A 23,711-nucleotide genomic window follows, 5' to 3' on the forward strand; every position below is an offset into this window, starting at 1 on the left:
TCGAATTAGGAAGAAGCCTTCCTGAGCGCGCCGTGGAGCGATTGGATGAAGGCCCTGCTGCTCAGCGTTGCACCTGAGATGATGTCCACGTTGGCGCTTTGCGCGCTGATCGCCTCGTCGCGCAACATGGGCAGCGCCTGTCTGTTGATGCGGACGGAGGTGCTCCGGTCCGACGGATACTTCAGCACTTTCAGCGCGGTCAGACGGCCGCCCTGTACGGAAACCTGGATCTGCATGGGACCGTAATAGGCGTCCGTAACAGGACCGACATATGTTCCGTCCCTGAAACCGTGCGTGGCCGGAGTTGTCGCGATCGCCTTCATTCCTGCGCGGATGATGCGAGCCGGTGCTTGCGGATAGTCCGGCCGCGGTTGTGGGATAGGGATGTACACGGCGGGAGTTACGGCGAATGACGAAGTCTCCTGCGTTTCAGCAGCGACGCTCGGCTGAGGTTTGGCCACGGCTGGCGCCGGTGCCGGTGCCGTGGGCTGGGAGGCTGGCACCCGCGACGCCTGCGATAGCCTGACCGCGGCTTGCTCCGGCTCTGGTGCGGGCATCGGAATAGCCGCCGTCGTTTCCTTGCCGATCGCCGACGATGGCACGTCGAGACGGGGCTCCAGCCGCGCGCTCTGCCGGCGAGGCTCGAGCAAGGTCGGCGCTGGATTAGGGGTGCTATCCGCGGGTGTTGCGGGGATGGCTGGCTGCCCGGCATCTCGCTCCGTAGCGTCGGCAGGAAGCGCCGAACCAAGCATATCGTCCGTCTGGGCCTTGCCGGGTTGTTCCCAGACATAGGCGCCGGAGGCGGCGATCACGAAGAGCGACAGGGCAATCTTTTTCATCCGCGTTTCAATCCAGCTTGGCTTATGCACTGGCGAATCCATTCTGGATCGCTTGGGATGCATTATCCCACGACGAAGCTGACAATTGGCTGTCAGTTGGCAACGGCTCCGCCGTTTGACCTCGGCCGCAGCAGCGGCAAACCTGCGCCACGACGGCGCGGGCGCCCGGGCACTCAGCCTGTTTCCAGTTGTTTGCTTCTGTTCCGGCGAATTAATTTGCACTGTTAATGACAGTGCTAGGCCCACACCCAAAAAGACGCGGTAAAGGGCCTAATCGCGTCAAAACAATCGAGTGGAAGTGACGGGTAAAAGCAGCGAGAGGCCCTGCTTCATGTCAGCAACTGCGTTGGCACCCCAAGCACTGGACCGGCCTCGCCGAGCCGCTGATCGAGCGTGTGCACCGTGGCGCCATGCTCCGGTGCATGGCGAGATGCAGCGCATCGCTGGCCCGAAGCCCAAGCATATGCTGATCGGCAAATTTCGCCGCGGTCCGGAATTGCCTGACCGTCACGCCGAGCACGGTGAAGCTCTCGGCGACCAGCTTGTTGAACATGGCGAGCACCCCGGCGCGCTGTTCCAAGCTGATCTGGCCGGTCCGCAGCTTGATCGCCATGGCCGAAGACGCCTCGGTGATGGTCCAGTCGCTGATCAGAAGCTGCGCCGCATCCTGCTCCGCCAGCCAGGTCTGAACACGGGGCGTCACCGCTTCATTGGAGAGCGCCGCGACGATCAGCGACGTGTCGAGATAAAGCATCAGTAGCGGTCGCCGTCCCGCATCGCTCGCACCAGATCAGCAGCGCTTTCGGTCTGCGGCTGCATAATCGCCGTCAAAGACCGGAGCACGGCGGCGTCGATCGGTTTGCGCGGCTTGGCCACGGCGGTAAGCCGTGCAACCGGCTTGCCGCGCCGGGTGATGTCGATTGAATCGCCCGCCTCGACCCGGTCGATCAACTCGCTCAGATGGGCCTTGGCGTCTGCCAGATTGATCTCATCCATGCCATTCTCCTGACCATGTAGATGGTCATATAGCGTGTTCAGCTCAAGAATTCCAGCGCGACCTCTCGACGTCTTTCGTGCGTATTGGATGGAATCTGTGGGCGGCAACAGAAATAGTTTCGTCAGGCTGCTGGCGCTGTTGTGCTCAAATATGAAGAGGATCAGAGGTGTTCCTCTCCAAGAGAGGCAAGGTTGGCGTCGCAGCCAAGATGCCGCCGCCAGCAGTTTGGGAGATCCCTCTAAATACGAAGCGGATGTTGAACGGGCAGGACATGCCGCTCGACAGCGCAGGCGCGAGAGCAGGGGCAGGATCATGAAGTATCCGTAGAGCGCCTGCACGTCGTCGTCGGGAGGTGAAATGATCGTAAGTGAACAATGGAAACAGATGCGAGCCGTCGCGTGCGACGCCTTCATGCATCGCGCGCCTGAAGGCCGCCTCCGACCAGGCGCAGATGCCAGTCTCCGGATCGGGCGTGATGTTGGTGGAATAGAGCGCGCCGAACGGAATTGCGAACGCGAAGTCGCCCACGAATATCTGCCCACCCTTGGTCGGGTGGCACTCCGAGCAATGGCCGCCGCTTGCAAGAACATTGCCCTTCGCAACCAGCTCCGGCGCGAAGCGGGCCGACGGGCAAAGCCAGGTCGCTATAGGTCGCCAGCCGGAGAACGAATCCTTGGCTTCCGCCTTTGGCGGATTCCTCGCTATTCGCGGTCCATACGTGGCAGCGGGACACGGGGGGCGGCGGCCTTGCCCGCGCGGGAGAATGACGTCCGAAGGCGGTAACGGTCGCCAGCGTAGCGGATTGTCGAGGACAGGAGCGGCCGACCGGCCGAGTCGACGATGAGTTGACGCATCACCAGAGTGGATTTGCCGACGTCAAGGGCGAGATGGCGCGCGAGTGCAGGATCGGCGCCGCGCGCTTCGATCGTGGTTTCGGCGCGCGCCAGGTCGACGCCGGCATCGATCAGCAGGCCGAACAGCGACGCGTTCCGAAAGTCGATACGGCCAAGATCGGGAAAGAGGGCGACGGCGAAGAACGAGGTATCGACGGCGACTGGAACCTGGTCCAGGCGTCGGATTCTTTCCAGGTGGAACAAGGTCGCGCCGGGCGCGATCGAGAGCTCCTCGGCCTCGTCCAGCGAGGCTGGCGCTTCCTCGGCGCGCAACACATCGGAGGAGGGCGTCAGGCCAAGACGTCTTGCGGTCTCGCTGAAGGATTCAAGCGTGTTGGGAAATTCCTTCGGCACCTTGGCCGATACATACCAGCCACGCCCATGCGAAGGAGTAAGCACACCTTCCTCGACGAGGCTCTGCAGCGCCCGGCGCAGGGTGACCCGGCTGATCGACATACGCGTGAACAGATCGCGCTCGGGCGGCAGGCGCGCGCCTGAAGCAAGCTTGCCGGTCGCAATCTCATGCAGGATCGCGTCGGCCGCCAGCCGCCACAGCGGCTCTGGCCCATCCGACTGCAGCGGAGCGCCCTCCATCTCAGTCATCCATCCGCCTTTACCCTTTCCCACACGCCCGTTCGCATCGACCGATAGCAGGCGTCAATTATCTGGTTGACGACGACACCGTCCTCGAAGGTCTCTGACGGCGCCGTGCCTGCCGCGAAATGGTCGCAGAAGTGCCGCATCTGCTGCGAAAAGCCGTACGCCCTTGTTTCCTCCGGAACGGGATACACCCAACCGGTCTCGGCGTCCGCTTTCTCCACGAGGTAACCCACCGGTTTCTCGATGAAGCCCCAAACCGGACCGACGGACGTGTCCGTGACGATACGGCCGGCTGAGCCAACCAATTCGTGGCGCAGCTGCATGCCGCCTTTCTCGATCCAAGACGATTCGATGGTGGCGAGCTGGCCGCCTGCGAATTTCAACAGCGCGATCGCCGTATCTTCTCCCGTGGTCTTGTCACCATGGACCATGGTGGCGCCCCAAGCCATCACCTCAGTCACGAGATTATCCTTGCCGAAGAAATGGCGGGCGCTTTCGACGGTGTGACAGCCCATGTCGAGCAGTGCACCGCCGCCAGCGAGCTCAGCGTTCCAGAAGTGCGGCGCATGCGGTCCCGAATGCGCCTCGCGGGCCCTCATGGTCAGCAGGTCGCCGATGCCGCCTGCCTTCACCATTTGATATGCCTTTTCGATGTTGGGCGAGAAAACGGCGCTTTCGGCATAGCCGTGCCAGACGCCGGCGCGCCGGACGATCTCAAGAATTTCCTGGGCTTCCCTTCCCGTGCGCGCCAGCGGCTTGGTGCAGATGACGGCTTTGGCGTGGCGCGCGGCGATCCTGACGGCTTCGAGATGGATCTCGTTGGGCAGCGCGATGACCACAAGGTCGACCGCAGGATCGGCGCAAAGCGCCTCCATGTCCTTGTGGGCGGTGACCTTGGGCCCCCATTTCGTGGCGAAGGCGGCGGCACGCTCGAAGCCGCGCGAAGAGCACGCCACGAGTTCGGCGTTGCGCACGTCGAGCAGGGAGTCCGCATAAGTCTCGGCAATGAAGCCCGAGCCTAGAATTCCAACTCCAATCATCAATTCCTCCCCAGAAATTCCAATCCAGTAGCGCGGCGACCCGACTGTGTTCGACCCGAATGAGGTCGGCGCTGCAAAAAGACAACACAATACCACTTGTCACAAGATGTATCAGTAGGTATGGTCCGAGGCAACAGTGCAAAATCGTGAATCCACACGAAGCACCGTGTTGAGGGAGGAGCCCCAAAATGCGTTCGATACGGACAGTAATCCCGCTGGCAATGACGTTTGGCGTAATGTTTTCCGGCGGCGTCGGCATGGCCTATGCCGACCCTGTCACCATCACCTTGAACAGCTGGCGCACCGAGGACATCGCGGTCTGGCAGGACACCATCCTGCCTGCCTTCGAGGCCAAACATCCCGACATCAGGGTCGAGTTCGCGCCCATCAACACCAACGAATACAATGCCGCCATCCAGTCGCAGATCGAAGGCGGCGCCGGCGGCGACCTGATCACCTGCCGCCCCTTCGACGTGAATCGCGAATGGATCAAGCGCGGCTATTTCGAGCCGCTGGAAGGGCTTCCGGGTCTGGCGAATTTCGACAAGACCTCCAGGGCGGCCTGGACCGGCGCCGACGACAAAACCTATTGCTTGCCGGTCGCCGCGGTGCTCGCCGGCTTCTACTACAACGCCGACATCTTCAAGGAACTCGGCCTCAAGGTGCCGACCACCAGCGCCGAGTTCATCAATGTGCTGCAGGCGATCAAGAAGGACGGCCGCTACACGCCGTTGGCCTACGGTTCGGCGGAGTCCTGGCAACTGGCCTATAATGGGCTCTACAGCATCGGTCCGGCCTACTGGAAAGGCGAGGAGGGACGGCTTGGCCTGATCGATGGCAAGAAGAAGCTGACGGATCCTGAGTTCGTCGATGCCATCTCCGCTTTCGAGGCCTGGAAGCCGTTCCTGCCCGCCGGGCAGGAGAGCCTGAACTATGCCGACATGACGCAGTTGTTCACGCTCGGCAAGGCGGCGATCCTTCCCGATGGCTCATGGGACATCAACCAGGCAACCTCGACCGGCCTCAACATTGGCGTGTTCGGGCCGCCGGTGCCCAAGACTGGCGACCAGCGCTATCTGCAGGAAATGCCCGACATGGGCATCGGCATCAACGCCAAGAGCACGCACAAGGACGCAGCAAAAACCTTCCTCGACTGGATCGCCGGACCGGAGTTCCAGGAACTGTACGTCAACGCGGCCCCGGGCTTCTTTGCCATGAGCAGCAAACCGGTCACCTACAAGAACAAGCTGGCGCAGGATTTCGCCGATCTCAAGAAGGGTGCTCAACTGACTCCGCGCTTGGCGCTGGACCGCCTGAGCGCCGGTACGCCGCCGCTCGACGACGAGACCTGGCGTCTCCTGCAGGTGATGTTCACCAAGTCCGACGTCACGCCGCAGCAGGTTGCGACCGAACTCCAGGCGGGTCTTGCCTCTTGGTACGGGCCGCAGAAGAAGTAATCCGGCAATGCTTCGCGCATGCCTTGCCAAGTGGCGGGGCATGCGCAAGCCTCTCGGCACGCCGAAGCCATCCACGCCGGCGTGAACATGAGGTTCCCAGTTGATATCTCCTGCTGCCGCCCACCGAAACCTGCTGCTGTTCGTGCTGCCGGCTCTGGCCGTCTATCTGGTCTTTGCAGTGCTGCCGCTGGCGACGTCGATCGTCATGAGCTTCTTCCAGACCAGCGGCGTCTCGGGTGACGTTTTTGTCGGCCTCGCCAATTACGAACGCCTGTTCACACACCCGACCATCAGTGCCCGTTTCTGGAATGCATTGCTCAACAACATGCAGTATTTCGCCATCCATTTGATTGTCGAAGTGCCGATGGGGCTGCTGCTGGCTGCGTTGCTCACATCGGGCAAGCTGGCGCGCTCGGAAGGCATCTACCGCACGCTTCTGTTCATCCCGGCGACACTGTCGGTGGTCATCGTCGGCTTCGTCTGGCGTCTGATCATCAACCCGCTCTGGGGTCTGGTCGGCTTTCCGTTGCTGGGAACGGAATCGACCGCGCTCACCACCATCTCGTTGATGTCGGTCTGGCAGTATTTCGGCATTCCCATGGTCTTCCTTTACAGCGCCCTGCTGGCGGTGCCCAACGAACTCGTCGAGGCCGCCAACATCGATGGCGCCGGCGGCTGGACGACCTTCTGGAAGATCAAGTTTCCGCTGATCGCACCACAATTCGGCCTGATCGCCATCCTCACATACATCTGGACGTTCAATGGTTTCGACCTGGTGTTCGCGCTTAACGGTTCGGCGCCCGGCCCGAACTACAGCACCGATATTCTCGGTACCTATTTCTACCGGACCTTCTTCGGTTCGAGCGGACAGCTTGCCGATCTTGATCTGGGTGCCGCGGTCGCGACGATCATTTTCCTCACGGTGTTGTTGGTGACCGCGGCCTATTTCCGGCTGATCCAGCGTCGCCTGAAATCCTATTCGGTCTAGGAGCCGGGATGAGCACCCCTGGCCGTACATCCGATCTCACAATACCGGCCGCCCGCCGCCAGCACCGCGAGCCGTGGACGATGGAGCACGTGATCGTGCATGCGCTGCTGATCGTCTTCGTGCTGCTTGCTATCGGGCCGGTACTGATCGTCATCGTCAACTCGCTGAAGACGACGCCGGCGATCTTCGGCGGGCCGTTCGACCTGCCCACGGCCAAGACCTTCAGCCTCGAAGGCTATAAGCGGGTCCTTACGCGGGGCAATTTCATCGTCAACTACCGCAATAGCCTGGTCGTCACGGTGACAACGATCGGGCTGACGGTGGTGCTGTCGACGCTCGCTGCCTTTGCCCTGGTCGAGTACCGCATTCGGCTGGCATCGCTGCTCGGCGGCCTGTTCGTGCTCGGCATCATGCTGCCGATCCGGCTCGGCACCATCCCGCTGATCCAGATGATGCTCGCCTGGAAGCTGATAGACACGCTCGCCGCGCTCATCCTCGTCTACACCGCCATGAGCATCCCCATCGCGGTGACGCTGATGGTCACCTATTTCCGCACCGTGCCCACCGATCTCAAGGAAGCGGCTCGCATGGATGGCGCGAGTGAGTTGCGCACCTTCTGGATCGTGGTGCCCCTTGTCAGGCCGGGCCTCGCGGCTGTTGCCGCGCTGACCATGCTGCCGGTCTGGAACGACCTCTGGTTCCCATTGATCCTGGCGCCAAGCCGGCAGAACCAGACGGTGACGCTCGGCGTGCAGCAGTTCGTTGGCCAGTTCATGAACGACTATCCAGCACTGCTCGCCGCGCTCACGCTGGGTGCGGTGCCGCTGGTTCTGCTGTTCACTCTGTTCTCGCGGCAATTCATCAGCGGCCTCAGCAAGGGCTACAGCAAATAATTTCCCACGCACCAGCAATTTCGAACTGATGGAACACCAAGATGCAGATAGGCAATTACATCCGACGGCAGCCTTCGACCCTAACCGATCTACCCGCCGCGATCGGTGCGGATCTCGCCAACTTCGACAGCCTGCGCCAGAGGCCAGCGCGGATTGTGCTACTCGGCACTGGCTCCTCCATGAATGCACTGCTGGCCGGCGCCGAGGCGCTGGAGGAGGGCACAGGCGCTTCGGTAATCGCCAAGGAGCCGGAGGCTTTCTTGCGTCTGCCGCCAAAGGCATCGGACCAGCGCACGCTGGTTCTGGCCGCCTCACAATCCGGCATGAGCATCACCACGATCGAGGCGGTGCGCCTGTCGGTGGAGCGCGGCTTCCCGACGCTCGTCATCACCGGCGAAGCCGACAGCCTCATCACCCGGGCAGGTGCCGAGGTCATCGTCATGCCGATCGGTCCGGAAATGGTCGGGCCCAAGACCATGGGTTACACCGCAACCGTCATTTCGGTGCTGGCGGTCGCCGCAAAGCTTGCCAACAAGACGGTCGATCTGTCGGAGCTGCTCGCGCAGCTGGAGCAGACGGCCGAAACCGGTCTTGCGGCCGCTAAGGATCTGGTCGCCCGGTTTGGTGTACCCGACTACATCCTGGTCGCCGGACAGGCGACACATCTCGGCACCGCGCTCGAGGCATCGCTCAAGATCGCCGAGATCAGTGGCGTACCGACCGCGGCCTTCGACACCGAGGAGGCTTTGCACGGGCATGTCTACGGCACAACCGACAAGAGCCTGGTGATCGCCATCGCGCAGACCGAGACCGAGGCGAAGGTCGCCGCCAATCTGGGCGAAGCCCTGGCCGAACTCGGGCCGCGCGCTGTCGTCCTCAACCTTTCCGGCCATCCGACCCGCTTCGACCTGGACGTCAGTTGGCCGCTCGCGCCGGAACAGCAATGGCTCGCCGGCTGCTGGGCGCCCATCCCGCTGCAATGGTATGGCTGCGAGCTGGCGATCGCGCGCGGTATCGATCCGGACAAGATGATCTACCCCAACCTGGGAAAGCGGCTCAACGTGCGCATCCGCAAGGAGGCCTGATGGTAACCGCGATCGGAATCGATATCGGCGGCAGTCTGGTCAAGCTCGGCGTGGTCGACGGTTCGGGCAAGGTCCTGGCGCGCGACACAGTCCCTGTGCATCGCGACATCGAATTCGCCGATTTCGTTCATCTGGTTACCGAGGCGACCGAAAAGCTGAGCAAGGCGCATCCCGGCATCGCCGCGATCGGCATCGGCGTTCCAGGCACGCCAAATCCCGAGACCGGCATGCTCAACGGGCGCTGTCCCGCGATCCCGGCGCTGCTCAAGGGGTCGCTGTCGAAACTGTTCGCCATTCGCTTCGGTGTGCCAGCCGTCGTCCGCAACGATGCCGTCAGCGCCACCCATGGCGAAATGCGCCACGGCGCCGGACGTCCGTTCTCACGCTTTGCGTTGCTCACACTCGGCACCGGAATCGGTGGCGCCATGGTCATCGACCGCAAGGTCATCGACGGCCCGGATGGGCTGCCGCCGCAGTTCGGCTGCATCTCGCTCGACCCGGCCCGCACCGATATCGCCGATCCGGTGCCGGGCATGGTCGAGAATCTGGCCAGCGCGCGCGCCCTGGTCAACCGCTACCGCCTGCTGGAGCCGGACACCGACGCAAGGAACGCCAAGACCGTCGTCGACCTCGCCAAGGATGGCGATGCGGTCGCGCTGCAGGTGGTCGACGAGGTGGCACGCTGGCTCGGCCAGATGATCGGCATCATGTCGAACATGCTCAACATCGAGGCGGCGATCATCGGCGGCGGCCTGTCGCTGGCCGGTCCCTTCTTCACCGACCGCATCGCACTGAACGTCAGGGATTTCGTGCTGCTCAAGCCCGGACGCCCGCCGGTGATCGTGGCTGCCGAGCACGGCAATGATGCCGGCGTGATCGGAACCGCGGCACTGGCGCTCGACATGTTCGCGCCCACGGCAAAGGAATAGCGCCATGTCCGACGTCGAACTACGCAAGATTTCCAAGAGCTTCCAGAATCTGAAGGTCGTGCACGATATTGATCTCGACATCGACAAGGGCGAATTCGTCGTTCTCGTCGGACCGTCCGGATGCGGCAAGTCGACGACATTACGCATGGTGGCTGGACTGGAGAGGCCAAGCGGCGGCGAGATCCATATTGGCGGCAAGCTGGTCAACAACGTCCAGGCCAGGGATCGCGATATCGCGATGGTGTTCCAGAGCTATGCGCTCTATCCTCAGATGACGGTGGCGCAGAACATGGCTTTCGGCCTGCGCATCCGCAAGGTGCCGGAAGCGGAGGTGACACAACGCATCGCCCGCGTCGCCGATATCCTTGATCTCAGCGAACTCCTGCAGCGCAAACCGCACCAATTGTCCGGAGGTCAGCGCCAGCGTGTCGCCATGGGCCGCGCCATGGTGCGGCAGCCGAAAGTTTTCCTGTTCGACGAGCCGCTCTCCAATCTCGATGCCAAGCTCCGGGTCAAGATGCGCGCCGAGATCAAGAAGCTGCATCAGATGGTCGCCACCACCACCGTCTATGTCACGCACGACCAGGTTGAGGCGATGACGCTGGCCGACCGTGTCGTGGTGATGAACAGGGGCCGCATCGAACAGATCGGGCCGCCCAATGAGCTTTATCATGAGCCAGCCAGCCGCTTTGTCGCCGGCTTCATCGGCAGCCCCGGTATGAACTTCTTCAAATGCCGGCTGGAGGCGCGCGGCGACGGGCTGGCGGTGGTGCTGGGCAACGACACCGCGCTCGCCGTGCCGGCTTCCCGCACCGCGCGCTATGCTGGCCATGTCGGGCGCGAGCTCGAATTCGGCCTGAGGCCCGAGCACATCACCGAGCATCGCGAGCGGCCTGACACCGTCGGGATCAAGGTGCCGGTCGAGGTCGTCGAGCCGATGGGTATGGAGACGCTGCTGCATGTTCTGATCGCCGGCGCCGAGGCGACGGCGCGCATCGACCCGGCGGCGACGCCGAAACCGGGCGAGACGGCGACGCTGTCGCTCGGCATGGGCCATATGCACCTTCTCGATCCCGAAAGCGGCAAGGTGCTCTGAAGGCTCCGCACAGACGACAACGGCTCCGCCACACTTTCACGTGTCAAAAACCTAAAACAATATATTATCCGTTGACAAATATAATTTTGGAGCGAATTTTTAGATGCGGCGCCAGACGACCGTGATGACCTTCGACGAGAGGGCCATCTCCATGCAGTCCCAGGAATGTGCCGGTCATGATCGACATCCAGAGCGTGTCAAAATCCTTCGTGACCAGGGACGCCGATCCGGTCCGCGCGCTGAATGAAGTCAGCCTGGAGATCTACGACAACGAGTTCTTCACGCTGCTCGGCCCGTCGGGCTGCGGCAAGACAACCTTGTTGCGCCTGATCGCCGGCTTCGAAGCGCCGAGTTCAGGCGCCATCCGCATCGCTGGCAGCGACGTCGCCGCGCTGCCGCCGCAGAAGCGGCCGGTCAACACGGTGTTCCAGAGCTACGCGCTGTTCCCGCATATGAGCGTGGCCGAGAATGTCGCGTTCGGGCTGGAAATGCAGAACGCGCCGAAATCGCTGATCGATGACCGCGTCAGAGAAGCGCTTGAAATGGTGCGGCTGCAAGGCTTCGCCGCGCGGCGCCCGGCGCAATTGTCGGGTGGCCAGCAACAGCGCGTCGCGGTGGCGCGCGCGCTGGCGCCGAAGCCCAGCGTGCTTCTGCTCGACGAGCCGCTTTCGGCGCTCGATCTCAAGCTGCGCAAGGGCATGCAAAGCGAATTGAAGCGGCTGCAGCGCGGAACCGGCATCACCTTCGTGCTGGTCACCCACGACCAGGAGGAGGCGCTGGCCATGTCCGACCGCATCGCCGTGATGTGCGGCGGCGACGTGCTGCAGATCGGTACGCCCAAGGATATCTACGACAATCCGCAGGACCGCTTCGTCGCCGACTTCATCGGCGAGTCCAACCTTTTGCCGGGTGCCGCCCTTGGCCGCGATCCGGCAAAGACGATCGTCGTGCGGCCTGAACACATCGTCGTCTCGCCGGCCTTGGATGGCGTCCGGGGACATGCCAGGGGCGCGGTCTCGGCCATCACCTTCCTTGGCTCCGACACGCTCTACGAGATCGTGCTGGAGGAGGGAGCAAAGCTGCATTCGCGCACGCGCGGCGGTGCGTCGCTGTCGACAGGCGATAGCGTCGTCGTCGACTGGGCGCGCCATGTCGAACGCGAACTGGCGAACTGAGATGGGTCCGAACCGCACCTATCTTTTGATTGCGCCGGCCATGCTGGTCATCGGCATCTTCATGGTCCTGCCGCTGTTCCTGGCGGTCGGTTATTCCTTCATGACCGCCAACCCCTATGGCGGCGTAACCCAGCCGCCAACTTTTGACGCCTATCTGCAATTCCTCTACCAGCGCGATTTCGACGACAGCCTGGTGTTCTCGCCGAGCTATGCGCTAATCATCCTGCGCTCGGTCTATCTCGCTGTCGCCACCACCTTGATCTGCCTCGTGCTCGGCCTGCCGGTCGCATGGTATATCGTCTGCCAGACGCCAGAGCGGCGTCGGGTGCTTCTGTTCGCCGTCACGCTGCCGTTCTGGATCAACACGCTGATCCGCACCTATTGCTGGATCCTGATCCTGCGCGACGAGGGTCTGGCCAACGGCGCGCTGCGCCATGCCGGTATCATCTCCGATCCGTTGCCGCTGCTCTACAATGACGGGTCGATCCTGCTCGGTCTCGTATACACCTTCCTGCCTTTCATGGTGCTGCCGATCTATTCGACGCTGGAGCGCCTCGACCCCAGGCTGATCGAGGCCGCTTACGATCTCTACGCCAGCCGCACCGCCGTCTTCCGCCGCATCGTCTGGCCGCTGGCGAGGCCCGGCGCCTTGGCCGGCGCGACGCTAGTCTTCGCGCCGGCGCTGGGCTCATTCCTGGCGCCGGACCTGCTCGGCGGCGGCAAGAAGCTGCTGATCGGCAGCCTGATCCAGATGCAGTTCACCTCGTCGCGCAACTGGCCTTTTGGTGCAGCGCTTTCAACCGTGGTTACTGTCGTCGTGCTGACCGTCTTTGTCATCCGCTCGCGCAAAGCCGGGGAGCAACGGCGATGAATGGCGCAAAACCGTTCGACTGGCGGCACACGCCGGGCCTGTCGGTCTACACCGCTCTGATATTCGTGTTCTTCTACGCGCCGCTGCTGATCCTGGTTATCTACGCCTTCAATTCGAGCCGGCTGGTCACCGTGTGGTCCGGCTTCAGTTTCAAATGGTTCATCGCGGTCGCCAACAATGGCGCGATCCGCGACGCCGCCTTTAACAGCCTCATCATCGCTATCGTTGCCACCATCGCCTCGACGGCCATCGCTACGGCCGGTGCTCTGGCGCTCGAACGCGGCCGGCTGCGTTTCGGGCGCGGCGCGGCAACCGCCCTGATCGCCATGCCGCTGGTGGTGCCGGAGATCGTGGTGGCGATCACCACATTGATCTTCTTTTCCGGGCTCGGCATGCATCACGGGCTGATCAACCTGATGATCGCCCATACCGTCTTTTGCATCCCGTTCGCGTTGCTGCCGATCCAGGCGCGGCTGCGCGACATGGGCGGCACGCTGGAGGAGGCGGGACGCGACCTCTATGCCGACGAGTGGCGGCTGTTTCGCCGGATCACGCTGCCCTTGCTGACCCCGGCGATTCTGGCAGGCGCCATCATGGCTTTCGTCGTCTCGCTCGATGATTTCCTGATCTCGATGATGGTGTCGAGCGCCGGCTCGACCACTCTGCCGGTCTACATCTACGGCATGATGCGGCTTGGCGTGACGCCCGAGGTCAACGCCATCTCCACCATCCTTCTTACCGTTTCCATCATCTTCGTCGCGGCGGCCCTGCTCGTCGGACGGCGCAACCGATTTGCCTGACCATGATCCTGAAAAGTGGGAACCGGTTTTCGGAGGAGATCATGGTCAAACAAGAAGTCACAACAAAGAAACCAGTCAGAGGAGAACGACCGTGACCAAATGGAAGGAAGGACTTTCGAAAACAGCCTTGGCCGCCGCCATGCTGGGGGCGATCACCACCACCGCACTCGCCGATGCCGGTGAACTGCATATCTACAACTGGACCGACTATACCTCGGACGAAATGATCAAGAAGTTCGAGGCAGAGACCGGGATCAAGGTCACCATCGACACCTACGATTCCAACGAGACCGCACTCGCCAAGCTGAGTTCGGGTGCTGCCGGCTATGACGTGATGATCATCAGCAACGACTTCGTGCCGATCTTCGTCAAGCAGAAGCTGTTCCAAGAAGTCGATGCGGGCGCGATGCCGAATTTTAAAAACGTCGATCCGAAATGGCAGCACCGTCCCTGGGATCCCGATGCTAAATACACCGTGCCATGGGTGTGGGGTACCACCTCCTATTCGGTCGACACATCAGTCTACAAAGGCCCGACCGACAGCCTGAAACCGCTGTTCGATCCGCCGGCGGAACTCAAGGGCAAGGTCGGCATGTTCGGCTCGCCGACCGAAGTGATGTCGCTGGCGCTGGTCTATCTCGGCAAGGACCAGTGCAACAGCAATCCAGCCGACCTCAAGGAACTTGACGCCTTGCTCGAGGCGCAGAAGCCCTTTGTGAAGGTCTACAATTCCGATGGTATCGTCGAGCGCCAGGTTGCCGGCGAGACGGTCATGCACGAGCAATGGTCGGGCAAGGCGCTGGCGACGCGACAGCAGAAATCGACGGTCAAATACGTCTATCCCAAGGAAGGCGTTGTCGGCTGGATGGATAATGTCGCCGTGCCGACCAGCGCGCCCAATGTCGAGCACGCCAAGAAGTTCCTCAATTTTCTGATGGATCCGCAAAACATCGCGCTGCAGCAGAAATATACCGGCTACCAGAGCGCGATCGCTGGATCGAACAAGCTCCTGGCGCCCGATGTCGGCGGCTCGCCCGAATTCAATCCGCCGGCCGATCTCAAGATCACCTTCGCGCCGTCATGCGACGAGAAGGCGATCCGCGCCTATGACCGCATCTGGACCAATCTGCGACAGTAGGCGGCGATGCAAAACGCCGTCCAGTTGCACGGACGGCGTTTTGTACTTCCGGAGAAAGTTGGATGAAACGCTACGCCCGCACCGTCGTCTTGCGTGCCGGAAGGTCGGAGGTCTCCGCCGCAAGCAGGATGTCGGTGGTGACAGCCAGATGCGCCGCCAGCAGTTCGGCTGCCTTTTCTGCATCGCGGTCGAGCACGGCAGCGGCGAGGTCCTGATGTTCCTTGCCGATGTTGCGGGCTCTTGGCGCCAGCGAGACCGAACGGCGGCGGTAGCGCTCGCTCTGGTCGTAAAGCTGGTCGCGCAGGCGCAGCAGCCAATGGCTATCGCAGCCGGCGACAAGCGCCTTGTGGAAGGCTGCGTGCGCGGTCGCCCATTCGTCGCTCGAATGCACGGGATCGTCGGGCGTGTGCTCGGGGGTGCGCGACAGCCTGTGGAGAGCGGCCACCAGTTGCGATTCCCAGACGACGTCGCCAACCTCGATGGCGCGGCGGATGCACAAAGTCTCGATCTGGATGCGCGTCTTGGTAAGATCGAGCAGGTCCTCGGCCGAGATCGGAGCGGCACGAAAGCCACGCTGCGGTTCGGCCACGACGAGGCCCTCGGAGGTCAGCCGCGACAGCGCCTCGCGTATAGCGCCAAGGCTGACGGACAGCCTGTCGCAGAGCTCCTGGACCTTGAGCCGGCTGCCCGGTTCGATCCGGCACGACAAGAGATCGGCGCGCAAATCTTCATACGCGCCCTGGGTGAGATTGATCGAGCCTTCCCTAGCCATCCGTTTGCCTGCGGGCGAATCCGTCCATCGAGGAGCCTTGATACATTATCTCTGGCAGAAGTCAGAATGCAAAATAATATATTCTATGTTGACAGATATATAATTTCTCAACAAAGTCCAGCCTTCAGAAGCGAGGAAAAGACCAGTGCGATTTGCAGCCTATAAATCGCCGCGGGGACCTGGGCTGGCGATCGCCTTGCCGGCAGGCGAGTTCCGCGGCATTGACGCAAGCGACGCGATGTTTCCCGGATGGCTCGACGAGTTGATCGCTGATGGCGTGCAGGCGTTGCATGCCGCTGGCGGGCGGCTGGCCTGCGGGCGCCGGATCGATCCGGAATGGGTAGAATGGCTGCCGCCGATCTCAAGGCCCGGCAAGATCATCTGTGTCGGCCTGAACTATGTCGATCATTCGATCGAGAGCGGCTTCGTGCCGCCGACCTATCCCACTTTGTTCGCCCGCTTCTCGACCAGCCTGATCGGGCATGGTGCTGCCATCCGTCGTCCGCAAGCGTCGATCCAGCTCGACTATGAGGGCGAGATGGTGGCCGTCATCGGCAAGGCCGGCCGCCACATCGCGCCATCCCAGGCGTTGAGCCACGTCGCCGGCTATTCCATCTTCAACGATGCCTCCATCCGCGACTTCCAGACCAAGGCGCCGCAATGGACCGTCGGCAAGAATTTCGACGGCACCGGCTGTTTCGGTCCGATCTTCGTGACATCAGACGAGTTGCCGCCGGGCGGCAAGGGCCTGCGCATCCAGACGCGTCTCAACGGTGAGGTCGTCCAGAACGCCTCGACCGACGACATGATCTTCGACGTCGTCTCGCTGATCTCGATCATCAGCGAAGCCATCACGCTGGAGCTGGGCGACATTCTCGTCACCGGCACGCCATCGGGCGTCGGCGTGGCGCGCAAGCCGCAGTTGTTCATGAAGCATGGCGATGTCTGCGAGGTCGAACTCGAAGGCGTCGGCATCCTCTCCAATGTCGTGGCCGACGACGTCGCCGCCCGGCAAGCCGTCAACCAATAACCCCGCCAAACCCGAAAGGACGATATCATGACAAGAGTGATGTTTAGAAATGCCATGATCTGGGACGGCACGGGCGCCGACGCCTATCCGGCCGATCTGCTGGTCGACAATGGCCGCATCGTCACCATTGCGCGCACGCCAGATCAATTGTCCGGCGACGGTGCGACGACGGTTGAATGCCGCGGTATGACGCTGATGCCTGGCCTCGTCGAAGGCCATGCCCATATCTCCTTTGGCGGCGCGATCAAGGATTCCGACCTCGGCCTGATCCCGCCCGAGGAGCATCTTCTGCTCACCATGCGCAATGCCAAGACCTTGCTCGACCATGGTTTCACCAGCGCCTATAGTGCGGCAACCTCGAAGCTCAGGCTCGACATCGTCATCCGCAATGAGATCAATGCCGGCCGCTTGCCGGGTCCTCGCATGCGCGCTGGCAGCCCGGAGATTACGGTCACCGGCGGTCTCGGCGACGAGCGCCAGCAGCATATGTATCACGAGAGCTTCGGCATGATCGCCGATGGCGTCGAGGAGATCACCAAGGCGGTGCGGCTCTGCTGTCGCGAAGGCGCCGACAACATCAAGATCAATATCTCCGGCGATGATCTGAGCCCGGCGGCGCATGGCGGCCTTACCGTCATGAGCGAGGCCGAAGTGCGGACGGCGGTGCAGGTGGCGCGTGACTTCGGCAAGAAGATCAACTGCCATGCCCGCGCCGCCGGCTCGGTCAAGCGCGCGGTCAAATGCGGCGTCGACGTCATCTACCACTGCGAATCCGCCGACGAGGAGGCGCTGGACGCGCTGGAATCGGCCAAGGACCGCATCTTCGTCGGCCCGGCCATCGGCATCATCTACGGCACGCTCTATGAGGGCGAGCCCTTCGGCTTCACGCATGAGATGGCGGTGAAGTTCGGCATGCAGCGCATCCTGGACGACAGCCGCAAGGTCTACACGGAACTCCGCAAGCGCGGCGTGCGCGCGTTGATCGGTGGCGACTACGGCTTCGCGCAGACGCCGCAAGGCACCAATGCGCGCGACCTCAAGCATTTCGTCGACCTGCTCGGCTATTCGCCCAGCGAAGCCTTGCAATGCGGCACGCGACTCGGCGGCCAGGTGATGGGCCTTGGCGATGAGCTTGGCATGGTCAAGGAAGGCTTCATCGCCGATCTGCTGCTAGTCAATGGCGACCCGCTGAAGGATCTCGACATGATGGTGCATGAGAAGAACCTCATCGTCATCATGAAGGACGGCGAGCTCTACAAGGACCAGTCCGCCTCCGTCGCCGCGCAGCGGCAGGCAGCTTGAGATCATGCGGCCCCAGGTTCCGATCGATGTCGATGAGACAAGCGGCATCTGGCGGACCGACGAGCTGCCCATGGTCTATCTGCCCAGGCACTTTCTGGTGAACAATCATCTCGCGGTTGAGGAAGCCCTAGGCCGCGAGACCTACCGCGCCATCCTGCGTCAGGCGACGGCAAAGTCCGCCATCGAATGGTGCGAGGCGCAAGTCCGTGGCAAGGGTCTCCATCGCGAGGCGACATTCCGCCACTATTTCCAGCGCCTGTCGCAGCGCGGCTGGGGCCAGTTCTCGATCGATATGTTGGACGTTGCCGGCAGTCGCGGAAGCATCAGCCTCAGGAATTCGATCTTTGCCCTCGAGGCCGGGCAGCGACCCGGCCAGCGCGTCTGCTACATGTTCGAGGGCTTTGTCACCGGCGCGCTTTCGTTTCTGCTTCGTCACTCGGCGGCGAAGTCGGGCAAGATCGAAGCGGAGGAGATACACTGCGCCTGCGAAGGCCAGCACGATCATTGCCGGTTCGACTTCTCGTTAACGCCATAAAATCGCATCACGAAGTGTATCTTCCGTGTTCTCGACTTTGCCCTTCAAGATTTCGGGATACTGCTTGGTCAGAAAGACGCGAACCTTGCACTCCAACGGGGATTGAGCGCTGCCAGCCTTCGCGGATCCAGACTGGCCCGCGCGAGGGGGAGCTTCAAGACAATCGAACACATCGCGGTGGCGCTTGTGATCGTACGGCAGCGGCCGGGGAGAAAAAGCTACCTGATAGCGACACCATCGATCGGGACGAACCAAACGGCAATTTCCGCGAGCTTTTCTGTTTTGACGTCGCCAAGTGTTGACCAAGCGATGGCCAGCGATGCGGGGCAGATTGCTCGGGAATGGCGTCAGAAGCCCAAGAGGGCATCGGACACGTTCTATCGCGTTCTCGCGTGTACATCGCACAAGGCGTCTGACGCGTGCTTCGGCGCGGACGGCAGACAGATTGTGCAATAGCCCGGACCCTGTTCGCGACGAGTTGCGTGGCTCGAACTCCGGTGACAGATCTACTGGCGTTCGCCAGGATCGGAGCAACTCGGCCATCAGCCGTTGGGAATTCCGGCGGCTACGCTGCGCGTAAACGGCGTATCGGACACTCCAGAGAATGATTTCAAGGCTGTCCCAAGGCACCGGAAGGGATTTGCGTCAGATCTGACCGGCTCAAGACATACTTTTAGTCATTATTTCATTGATCACTATGCATTTCTTTTAGTTATACGCAACTCCTACACTATCTCTCGCCGCCAACCCTGACGGTGATGTCAGACAAGGAGTGGGACCACCAACCGTTGAGAAATAAAGCCGTTCGACTGGTGCGGATTTCTATCGAGTTGAATTACGTGACGCGACCAGAATGGCCGCCAATACCGTAGCAACGGAGAGGGAGAGGGTGCTCGATCTCGACGGTTCGATGCGAGACCGCGATGTCAGGTCCAGTATGCCGAGCAACGTCTGCAACTGCGCTTGAGCCTGGCGCAGCGTGAACGGCTAGCCGCAACCAAATGCCCCAAACCCGAACCCTTTCAGGAGGCGGCCGTCGGAAGCCCTTCGAAGGGCGTCATGCCCTACACAGGGCCACAAAGGAGACCAGCAGTGATTATCACCACTATCCAGAACGACGGCTCCGGGCCGCCGACCATCCGAGAGCATCTATCCCGCCTCTTGAAGTTCATCTCTCTGTTTGCAGGAGCCACGATCATGACCCAATCTGCCCTTGCCGCCCCGAACGTCGTCAGCGACCCGAACATTGATCCGCAGGTTCGTTCGTTCCTGGAGCAGATCAACAAGGACCCTAGGTGTTTGATCCCGAGCTTTAATGGTGCGATATTTTCTTCCGACTGGAAGGATGGGTTATGGGACAAGTTCTGCACGGCCGCGCCACGACGACAGAGGCAATCCGTCGAGCAATACAAAATAGTCAAGAGAGCCTGAGGGCGCTGGCCAGGCGCTACGGGATCGATCAGAAGACGGTTCGAAAGTGGAAGAACCGAACCTCGACCGCCGATCTTCCGACAGGCCCCAAGGACCCGAAGTCGACGGTGTTGTCTGTGGAGGAAGAGGCGGCCATCGTCGCCTTTCGCAAGCACACGCTGCTGCCACTGGATGATTGTCTCAGCCGACGATCCCGCATCTGACACGCTCGTCCTTGCATCGTTGCCTTCAACGCCATGGTATTTCGCGATTGCCGCAGGTGGATGGTGACAAGCCGGCCAAGAAAAAGTTTCAGGCCTATCCGATCGGCTATTTCCATATCGATATCGCCGATGTGCAGACCGCCGAGGGCAAGCTGCGTCTCTTCGTTGCCGTCGACCGGACGTCCAAGTTCGCCTATGCGCAGCTACACGCGACGGCGGACAAGATGACGATGGTCCAGTTCCTGCGAGATCTGATCGCGGCCGTGCCCTATGCCATCCACACCATTTTGACCGACAACGGCATCCAGTTCACCAACCGAAGCTGCGACCGCCATGCCCCCCGGCATATCTTCGATGATGTCTGCGCCGACCATGGCATCGAGCACCGGCTCACCAAGATCAACCATCCCTGGACCAACGGCCAGGTCGAGCGGATGAACCGAACCATCAAGGACGCGACCGTCAAGTGCTTCCACTATGACGATCACGATCAGCTGCGCCGACACCTCGCCGACTTCATCTCAGCCTACAATTTCGCACGCAGGCTCAAGACCCTCAAAGGCCTCACGCCTTATGAGTTCATCTGCAAAATCTGGAAAAAAGAGCCCGAACGGTTCAGACTCGACCCGGTCCATCAAATGCCGGGACTAAACACCTAGCCCCTTCTGGGAACTGCCTCAGCCGAAGCCGCAGGAGATTCTGACGGGACTCCAGAACCAGACGCAGGTTGACATGTCCGGCGTCACCACGGCGGAGAAGACCATCACGCAGAACGGGCACCAAGTGAAGCTTTACGTCATGAAGCCTGAGAAGGTGAGTGGGAAGACGGGTGTCTTGCTCTTTATCCATGGTGGCGTTTGGATTGTCGGCAACTACGAGAACCATAAGCGCCTGCTGCGCGATCTGGTGGTTGGATCGGGCCAGATTGGTGTGTTCGTCGAATATACGCCGCTGCCGACGGCCAAATTCCCGACCCAATTGGAGGAGTCCTACGCTGCGCTCCAGTGGGTTGCTGCCCATGCCGGCGAGTTCGGTGCTGATGGGAAGCACATCGCGGTCGCTGGCAACTCGGTCGGCGGCAATATGACTGCAGCCCTGTCACTGATGGCGAAAGATCGCAATGGTCCGAAAATCAGCTATCAGGTGCTGCTCATCCCCGCTACGGACGCCAGCGTCGATACCCAGTCCTATCTGGACTATGGCACGGACCGCTTTCTGGCGCGCTCATTCATGAAGTACGGCTGGGATCTCTATGCACCCGACGCCAAGACACGCGACAATCCTTACGTCTCGCCGCTACGCGCCACGCTCGATCAGCTGAAGGGCTTGCCACCAGCGCTCGTCATCACCGCCGAAAACGATCCTCTTCGCGACGAAGGGGAGGCCTATGCCCACAAGCTGGAGCAGGCCGGCGTCGACGTAGCTGCCGTGCGCTACAATGGTACGATACACGATTTCGTGCTTCTGAACGCGCTACGTCATGTTCCATCGACGGATGCAGCATTGCGGCAAATCGCCGATGGCATTCGCGAGCATATCGCAAAGTAGAGGAGCGATCCGGGGCGACACGGTTTGTCTCCGTGTCGTCTCTTTCGCTAGATGAGATTTTGGTTGAGTGGTTTGGAAATCCATCTGGGAGATGCACTCAATCCACTTTAGGCGGGCACTAGCCTACCCGCATGGTATGTGCACGACGAACGCCGACGTTATCAACCAGGACCTGCTGGCCTTTGTGAAACGCTACATCGCCGCGCGCTCTATCGGGCGCAAAGTGGGGATCCAGTTCTTAAGACGCGCCGAGGACGCGATTGCTGATGTGCCTATGTTTCTGCATCAGACGGTCAATTCCTGTACGAAATCTAGAAAGGCGCGAACTTTGGCGGAGACTAAATTCGACGCATGATGATAGGCATAAAGAGGGAAAGTCTCGTCTACCCAGTCCGGAAGCAACTGGACAACTCGCCCCTCCGAGAGCAGATCTTTGACATAGAGCTCCAGCAATTGCGCGATGCCAACTCCCCCGACGCAAGCCCCAACTAAGGAGGCTGTGTCGTTGACCATCAGCCGCCCGGGAGCCTCGAATGGAACAACTTCCCGGCCTCGCTGAAACTCCCACTCAAAGGGACGCCCCGTCGTCGGATCGCGGATTAATATGCATTGATGTCCTTTCTCCAAATCCCTCGGATGCTTGGGCTCGCCTCGGCGCGCAAGATAGGCGGTGGAAGCACACGTTAGGACACGCGTTTCGAGCAATAACCTAGCTTTTAGGGAAGAGGACTCTGGTTCTCCGAAACGGATCGCGACGTCGAAGCCGTCTGCGACCAGATCGCCCATTCTGTCGCGCACACTTATTTCGACGGAAAGATCAGGGAAACGGTCAAGGAATTCGTTCATTCGCCGCGCTAATATATAGTGACCGAATGTACCATCCGTGTTGACTCTTAGCCGCCCTCGAACAACCGCCTTTGACCCGCTGGCCGTCACTGATGCATCCTCGATGCCGGCGAGAAGTGGCGCGATTGCTTCATAGAAGCGCCGACCTTCGTCAGTTAGCGAGATAGCACGAGAGGTGCGATTGAAGATTCGGATGCCGACCCGCTCCTCTAGGCGAGCTACGGCGCGACTCACCGCGGGCTGAGTTAGGCCCATGGCTTCGCCTGCTCGGGCGAAACTGCCAGCCTCGACCACGGCTGAGAGAACGCCGACCCCGCTCAGCAATCTAGTGTCGAAAGCCATATAGGCATACTTTCAGTTATCCTTTCAGTGAAAGTTATGCATTTTTTTTAGCCTCACTCAAGTCCTAGATTGCTCCCGGCCACCGCCTTTGATGGCGATGCAAGACATGAAGGAGCAACACATGAGCAAGACTGGAAAGGTTGCACTAATCACCGGCTCATCGCGCGGTATCGGTGCAGAACTCGCCCTTCACCTCGCGATGAACGGGTTTAAGATCGTCGTGAATTATGCTGGCAGTGCGGGTCCAGCCCGGGAAGTTGCCGACAAGATTGCAGCGTCGGGCGGCGAAGCGATCGTCGCACAGGCTGACGTCGCCAATCCCGCGGCGGTCATCGCTATGTTCGACGCGGCCGAGAATGCCTTTGGCGGGGTCGATGTTGTCGTCAACTGTGCCGGCATCCTGAAGCTCGCTAAAATCGCCGACCTCGACGACAAGACATTCGACCAGACCATCGCAATCAATCTAAAGGGCACGTTCAACGTCTGCCGTGAAGCGGCAAAGCGCTTGCGAGTCGGTGGACGCATTATCAATTTCTCATCCAGTGTCATCGGCGCTCGCCTGCCGACCTATGGGGTTTATATCGCTACCAAGGCCGCTGTCGAAGGCCTGACCCAGGTCTTAGCTCAGGAAATGCGCGGCCGCGGCATCAGTGTGAACGCGATCGCGCCCGGTCCTGTCGCCACTGACCTCTTCCTGAGCGGAAAGAGCCCGGAACTCATCGATCACATGGCGAAGATGAATCCGCTCGAACGTCTCGGCCAGCCCCAGGATATTGCGCGCGTCGTCGGCTTTCTCGCTGGCCCTGAGGGCGGCTGGATCAACGGCCAGACGATTCGCGCGAACGGCGGAATGTGCTGACGGGAACCCCCTCAAGCTTATCCCCACTCACTGTCTAGGAGC

23 protein-coding genes and 2 pseudogenes are annotated in these 23,711 nt (G+C 61.2%); 17 read left to right on the plus strand and 8 right to left on the minus strand.

The features are described from left to right. Positions 1 to 5: 5 nt before the first annotated feature. The 6 genes and pseudogenes from FJW03_RS01800 to FJW03_RS01825 form a co-directional block, all read right to left on the minus strand. A complete protein-coding gene (locus FJW03_RS01800; RefSeq protein WP_140764001.1) occupies positions 6 to 839 on the minus strand; it encodes an FMN-binding protein in 834 nt (277 codons plus the stop codon). A 329-nt stretch (positions 840 to 1,168) separates the two neighbouring features. Next, positions 1,169 to 1,593: pseudogene (locus tag FJW03_RS01805) on the minus strand (type II toxin-antitoxin system VapC family toxin). Beyond that, entirely contained in the window at positions 1,593 to 1,835 is a 243-nt protein-coding gene (locus FJW03_RS01810; protein WP_140763943.1) for a type II toxin-antitoxin system Phd/YefM family antitoxin, read from the minus strand. Before FJW03_RS01810 ends, FJW03_RS01805 begins: the two are co-directional and overlap by 1 nt. 145 nt (positions 1,836 to 1,980) lie before the next feature. Then, positions 1,981 to 2,364 (minus strand): hypothetical protein, encoded by a 384-nt coding sequence (locus tag FJW03_RS01815; protein ID WP_140763946.1) that lies wholly within the window; start codon positions 2,362 to 2,364, stop codon positions 1,981 to 1,983. 173 nt (positions 2,365 to 2,537) lie between these two features. Then, entirely contained in the window at positions 2,538 to 3,332 is a 795-nt protein-coding gene (locus FJW03_RS01820) for a GntR family transcriptional regulator (protein ID WP_140763949.1), read from the minus strand. After that, positions 3,329 to 4,369 carry a Gfo/Idh/MocA family protein gene (locus FJW03_RS01825; RefSeq protein WP_140763952.1) on the minus strand — a complete coding sequence of 347 codons (1,041 nt, stop codon included), beginning with the start codon at positions 4,367 to 4,369 and terminating at the stop codon, positions 3,329 to 3,331. Before FJW03_RS01825 ends, FJW03_RS01820 begins: the two co-directional genes overlap by 4 nt. Before the next feature lie 188 nt (positions 4,370 to 4,557). On the opposite strand from FJW03_RS01825, the gene FJW03_RS01830 reads away from it, so the two are divergent. From FJW03_RS01830 to FJW03_RS01875, 10 genes are all read left to right on the plus strand, one after another. Next, positions 4,558 to 5,826 (plus strand): ABC transporter substrate-binding protein, encoded by a 1,269-nt coding sequence (locus FJW03_RS01830; protein WP_140763955.1) that lies wholly within the window; start codon positions 4,558 to 4,560, stop codon positions 5,824 to 5,826. Between the two features lie 100 nt (positions 5,827 to 5,926). After that, entirely contained in the window at positions 5,927 to 6,814 is an 888-nt protein-coding gene (locus FJW03_RS01835; protein WP_140613069.1) for a carbohydrate ABC transporter permease, read from the plus strand. An 80-nt stretch (positions 6,815 to 6,894) separates the two neighbouring features. After that, positions 6,895 to 7,707, plus strand: a complete 813-nt coding sequence (locus FJW03_RS01840; protein ID WP_140613075.1) for a carbohydrate ABC transporter permease — start codon at positions 6,895 to 6,897, stop codon at positions 7,705 to 7,707. A 41-nt stretch (positions 7,708 to 7,748) separates the two neighbouring features. Continuing rightward, on the plus strand, positions 7,749 to 8,792 hold the full coding sequence (locus tag FJW03_RS01845; protein WP_140763958.1) for an SIS domain-containing protein: 1,044 nt from the start codon (positions 7,749 to 7,751) through the stop codon (positions 8,790 to 8,792). After that, the gene (locus FJW03_RS01850) at positions 8,792 to 9,721 is read left to right on the plus strand and encodes an ROK family protein (RefSeq protein ID WP_181173246.1); all 930 of its coding nucleotides are present in this window, start codon (positions 8,792 to 8,794) and stop codon (positions 9,719 to 9,721) included. The genes FJW03_RS01845 and FJW03_RS01850 overlap by 1 nt, the downstream gene beginning before the upstream one ends. A 4-nt stretch (positions 9,722 to 9,725) precedes the next feature. Then, positions 9,726 to 10,817: an ABC transporter ATP-binding protein gene (locus FJW03_RS01855; protein ID WP_140763964.1), complete on the plus strand. Its 1,092-nt coding sequence runs from the start codon at positions 9,726 to 9,728 to the stop codon at positions 10,815 to 10,817. 176 nt (positions 10,818 to 10,993) lie between these two features. Continuing rightward, positions 10,994 to 11,992 carry an ABC transporter ATP-binding protein gene (locus FJW03_RS01860; RefSeq protein WP_140763967.1) on the plus strand — a complete coding sequence of 333 codons (999 nt, stop codon included), beginning with the start codon at positions 10,994 to 10,996 and terminating at the stop codon, positions 11,990 to 11,992. Between the two features lies 1 nt (position 11,993). After that, positions 11,994 to 12,863, plus strand: a complete 870-nt coding sequence (locus FJW03_RS01865; protein ID WP_140613064.1) for an ABC transporter permease — start codon at positions 11,994 to 11,996, stop codon at positions 12,861 to 12,863. Then, entirely contained in the window at positions 12,860 to 13,663 is an 804-nt protein-coding gene (locus tag FJW03_RS01870; RefSeq protein ID WP_140695729.1) for an ABC transporter permease, read from the plus strand. The genes FJW03_RS01865 and FJW03_RS01870 overlap by 4 nt, the downstream gene beginning before the upstream one ends. Before the next feature lie 91 nt (positions 13,664 to 13,754). After that, positions 13,755 to 14,801, plus strand: coding sequence for an extracellular solute-binding protein (locus FJW03_RS01875; protein WP_140763971.1), 1,047 nt, complete (start codon positions 13,755 to 13,757; stop codon positions 14,799 to 14,801). Positions 14,802 to 14,871: 70 nt separating this feature from the next. Here FJW03_RS01875 and FJW03_RS01880 read toward each other — a convergent pair whose 3' ends face one another. Next, a complete protein-coding gene (locus FJW03_RS01880; RefSeq protein WP_140613061.1) occupies positions 14,872 to 15,573 on the minus strand; it encodes a GntR family transcriptional regulator in 702 nt (233 codons plus the stop codon). Between the two features lie 145 nt (positions 15,574 to 15,718). Between FJW03_RS01880 and FJW03_RS01885 the strand changes: the two genes are divergently transcribed. From FJW03_RS01885 to FJW03_RS01910, 6 genes and pseudogenes are all read left to right on the plus strand, one after another. Then, on the plus strand, positions 15,719 to 16,603 hold the full coding sequence (locus tag FJW03_RS01885; protein ID WP_140763974.1) for a fumarylacetoacetate hydrolase family protein: 885 nt from the start codon (positions 15,719 to 15,721) through the stop codon (positions 16,601 to 16,603). A 27-nt stretch (positions 16,604 to 16,630) separates the two neighbouring features. Then, positions 16,631 to 17,905: a metal-dependent hydrolase family protein gene (locus FJW03_RS01890; RefSeq protein WP_140613059.1), complete on the plus strand. Its 1,275-nt coding sequence runs from the start codon at positions 16,631 to 16,633 to the stop codon at positions 17,903 to 17,905. Positions 17,906 to 17,909: 4 nt separating this feature from the next. Then, positions 17,910 to 18,440: a 4-vinyl reductase gene (locus FJW03_RS01895; RefSeq protein ID WP_140763977.1), complete on the plus strand. Its 531-nt coding sequence runs from the start codon at positions 17,910 to 17,912 to the stop codon at positions 18,438 to 18,440. Between the two features lie 1,092 nt (positions 18,441 to 19,532). Then, on the plus strand, positions 19,533 to 19,871 hold the full coding sequence (locus FJW03_RS01900; protein ID WP_140763980.1) for a hypothetical protein: 339 nt from the start codon (positions 19,533 to 19,535) through the stop codon (positions 19,869 to 19,871). Then, positions 19,793 to 20,733, plus strand: a pseudogene (locus tag FJW03_RS01905) (IS481 family transposase). Before FJW03_RS01900 ends, FJW03_RS01905 begins: the two are co-directional and overlap by 79 nt. A 73-nt stretch (positions 20,734 to 20,806) precedes the next feature. Beyond that, complete coding sequence (locus tag FJW03_RS01910) at positions 20,807 to 21,622, plus strand: alpha/beta hydrolase (RefSeq protein WP_140766126.1); 816 nt, start codon at positions 20,807 to 20,809, stop codon at positions 21,620 to 21,622. Positions 21,623 to 21,907: 285 nt separating this feature from the next. On the opposite strand, the gene FJW03_RS01915 is transcribed toward FJW03_RS01910, so the two are convergent. Then, entirely contained in the window at positions 21,908 to 22,810 is a 903-nt protein-coding gene (locus FJW03_RS01915) for a LysR family transcriptional regulator (RefSeq protein WP_140695744.1), read from the minus strand. A gap of 121 nt (positions 22,811 to 22,931) precedes the next feature. Between FJW03_RS01915 and FJW03_RS01920 the strand changes: the two genes are divergently transcribed. Beyond that, complete coding sequence (locus FJW03_RS01920; RefSeq protein ID WP_140766127.1) at positions 22,932 to 23,669, plus strand: SDR family oxidoreductase; 738 nt, start codon at positions 22,932 to 22,934, stop codon at positions 23,667 to 23,669. The last annotated feature ends 42 nt before the right edge of the window (positions 23,670 to 23,711 follow it).

Origin of the sequence: Mesorhizobium sp. B4-1-4, from assembly GCF_006439395.2 — a bacterium.
In the GTDB taxonomy this organism is placed as follows: domain Bacteria; phylum Pseudomonadota; class Alphaproteobacteria; order Rhizobiales; family Rhizobiaceae; genus Mesorhizobium.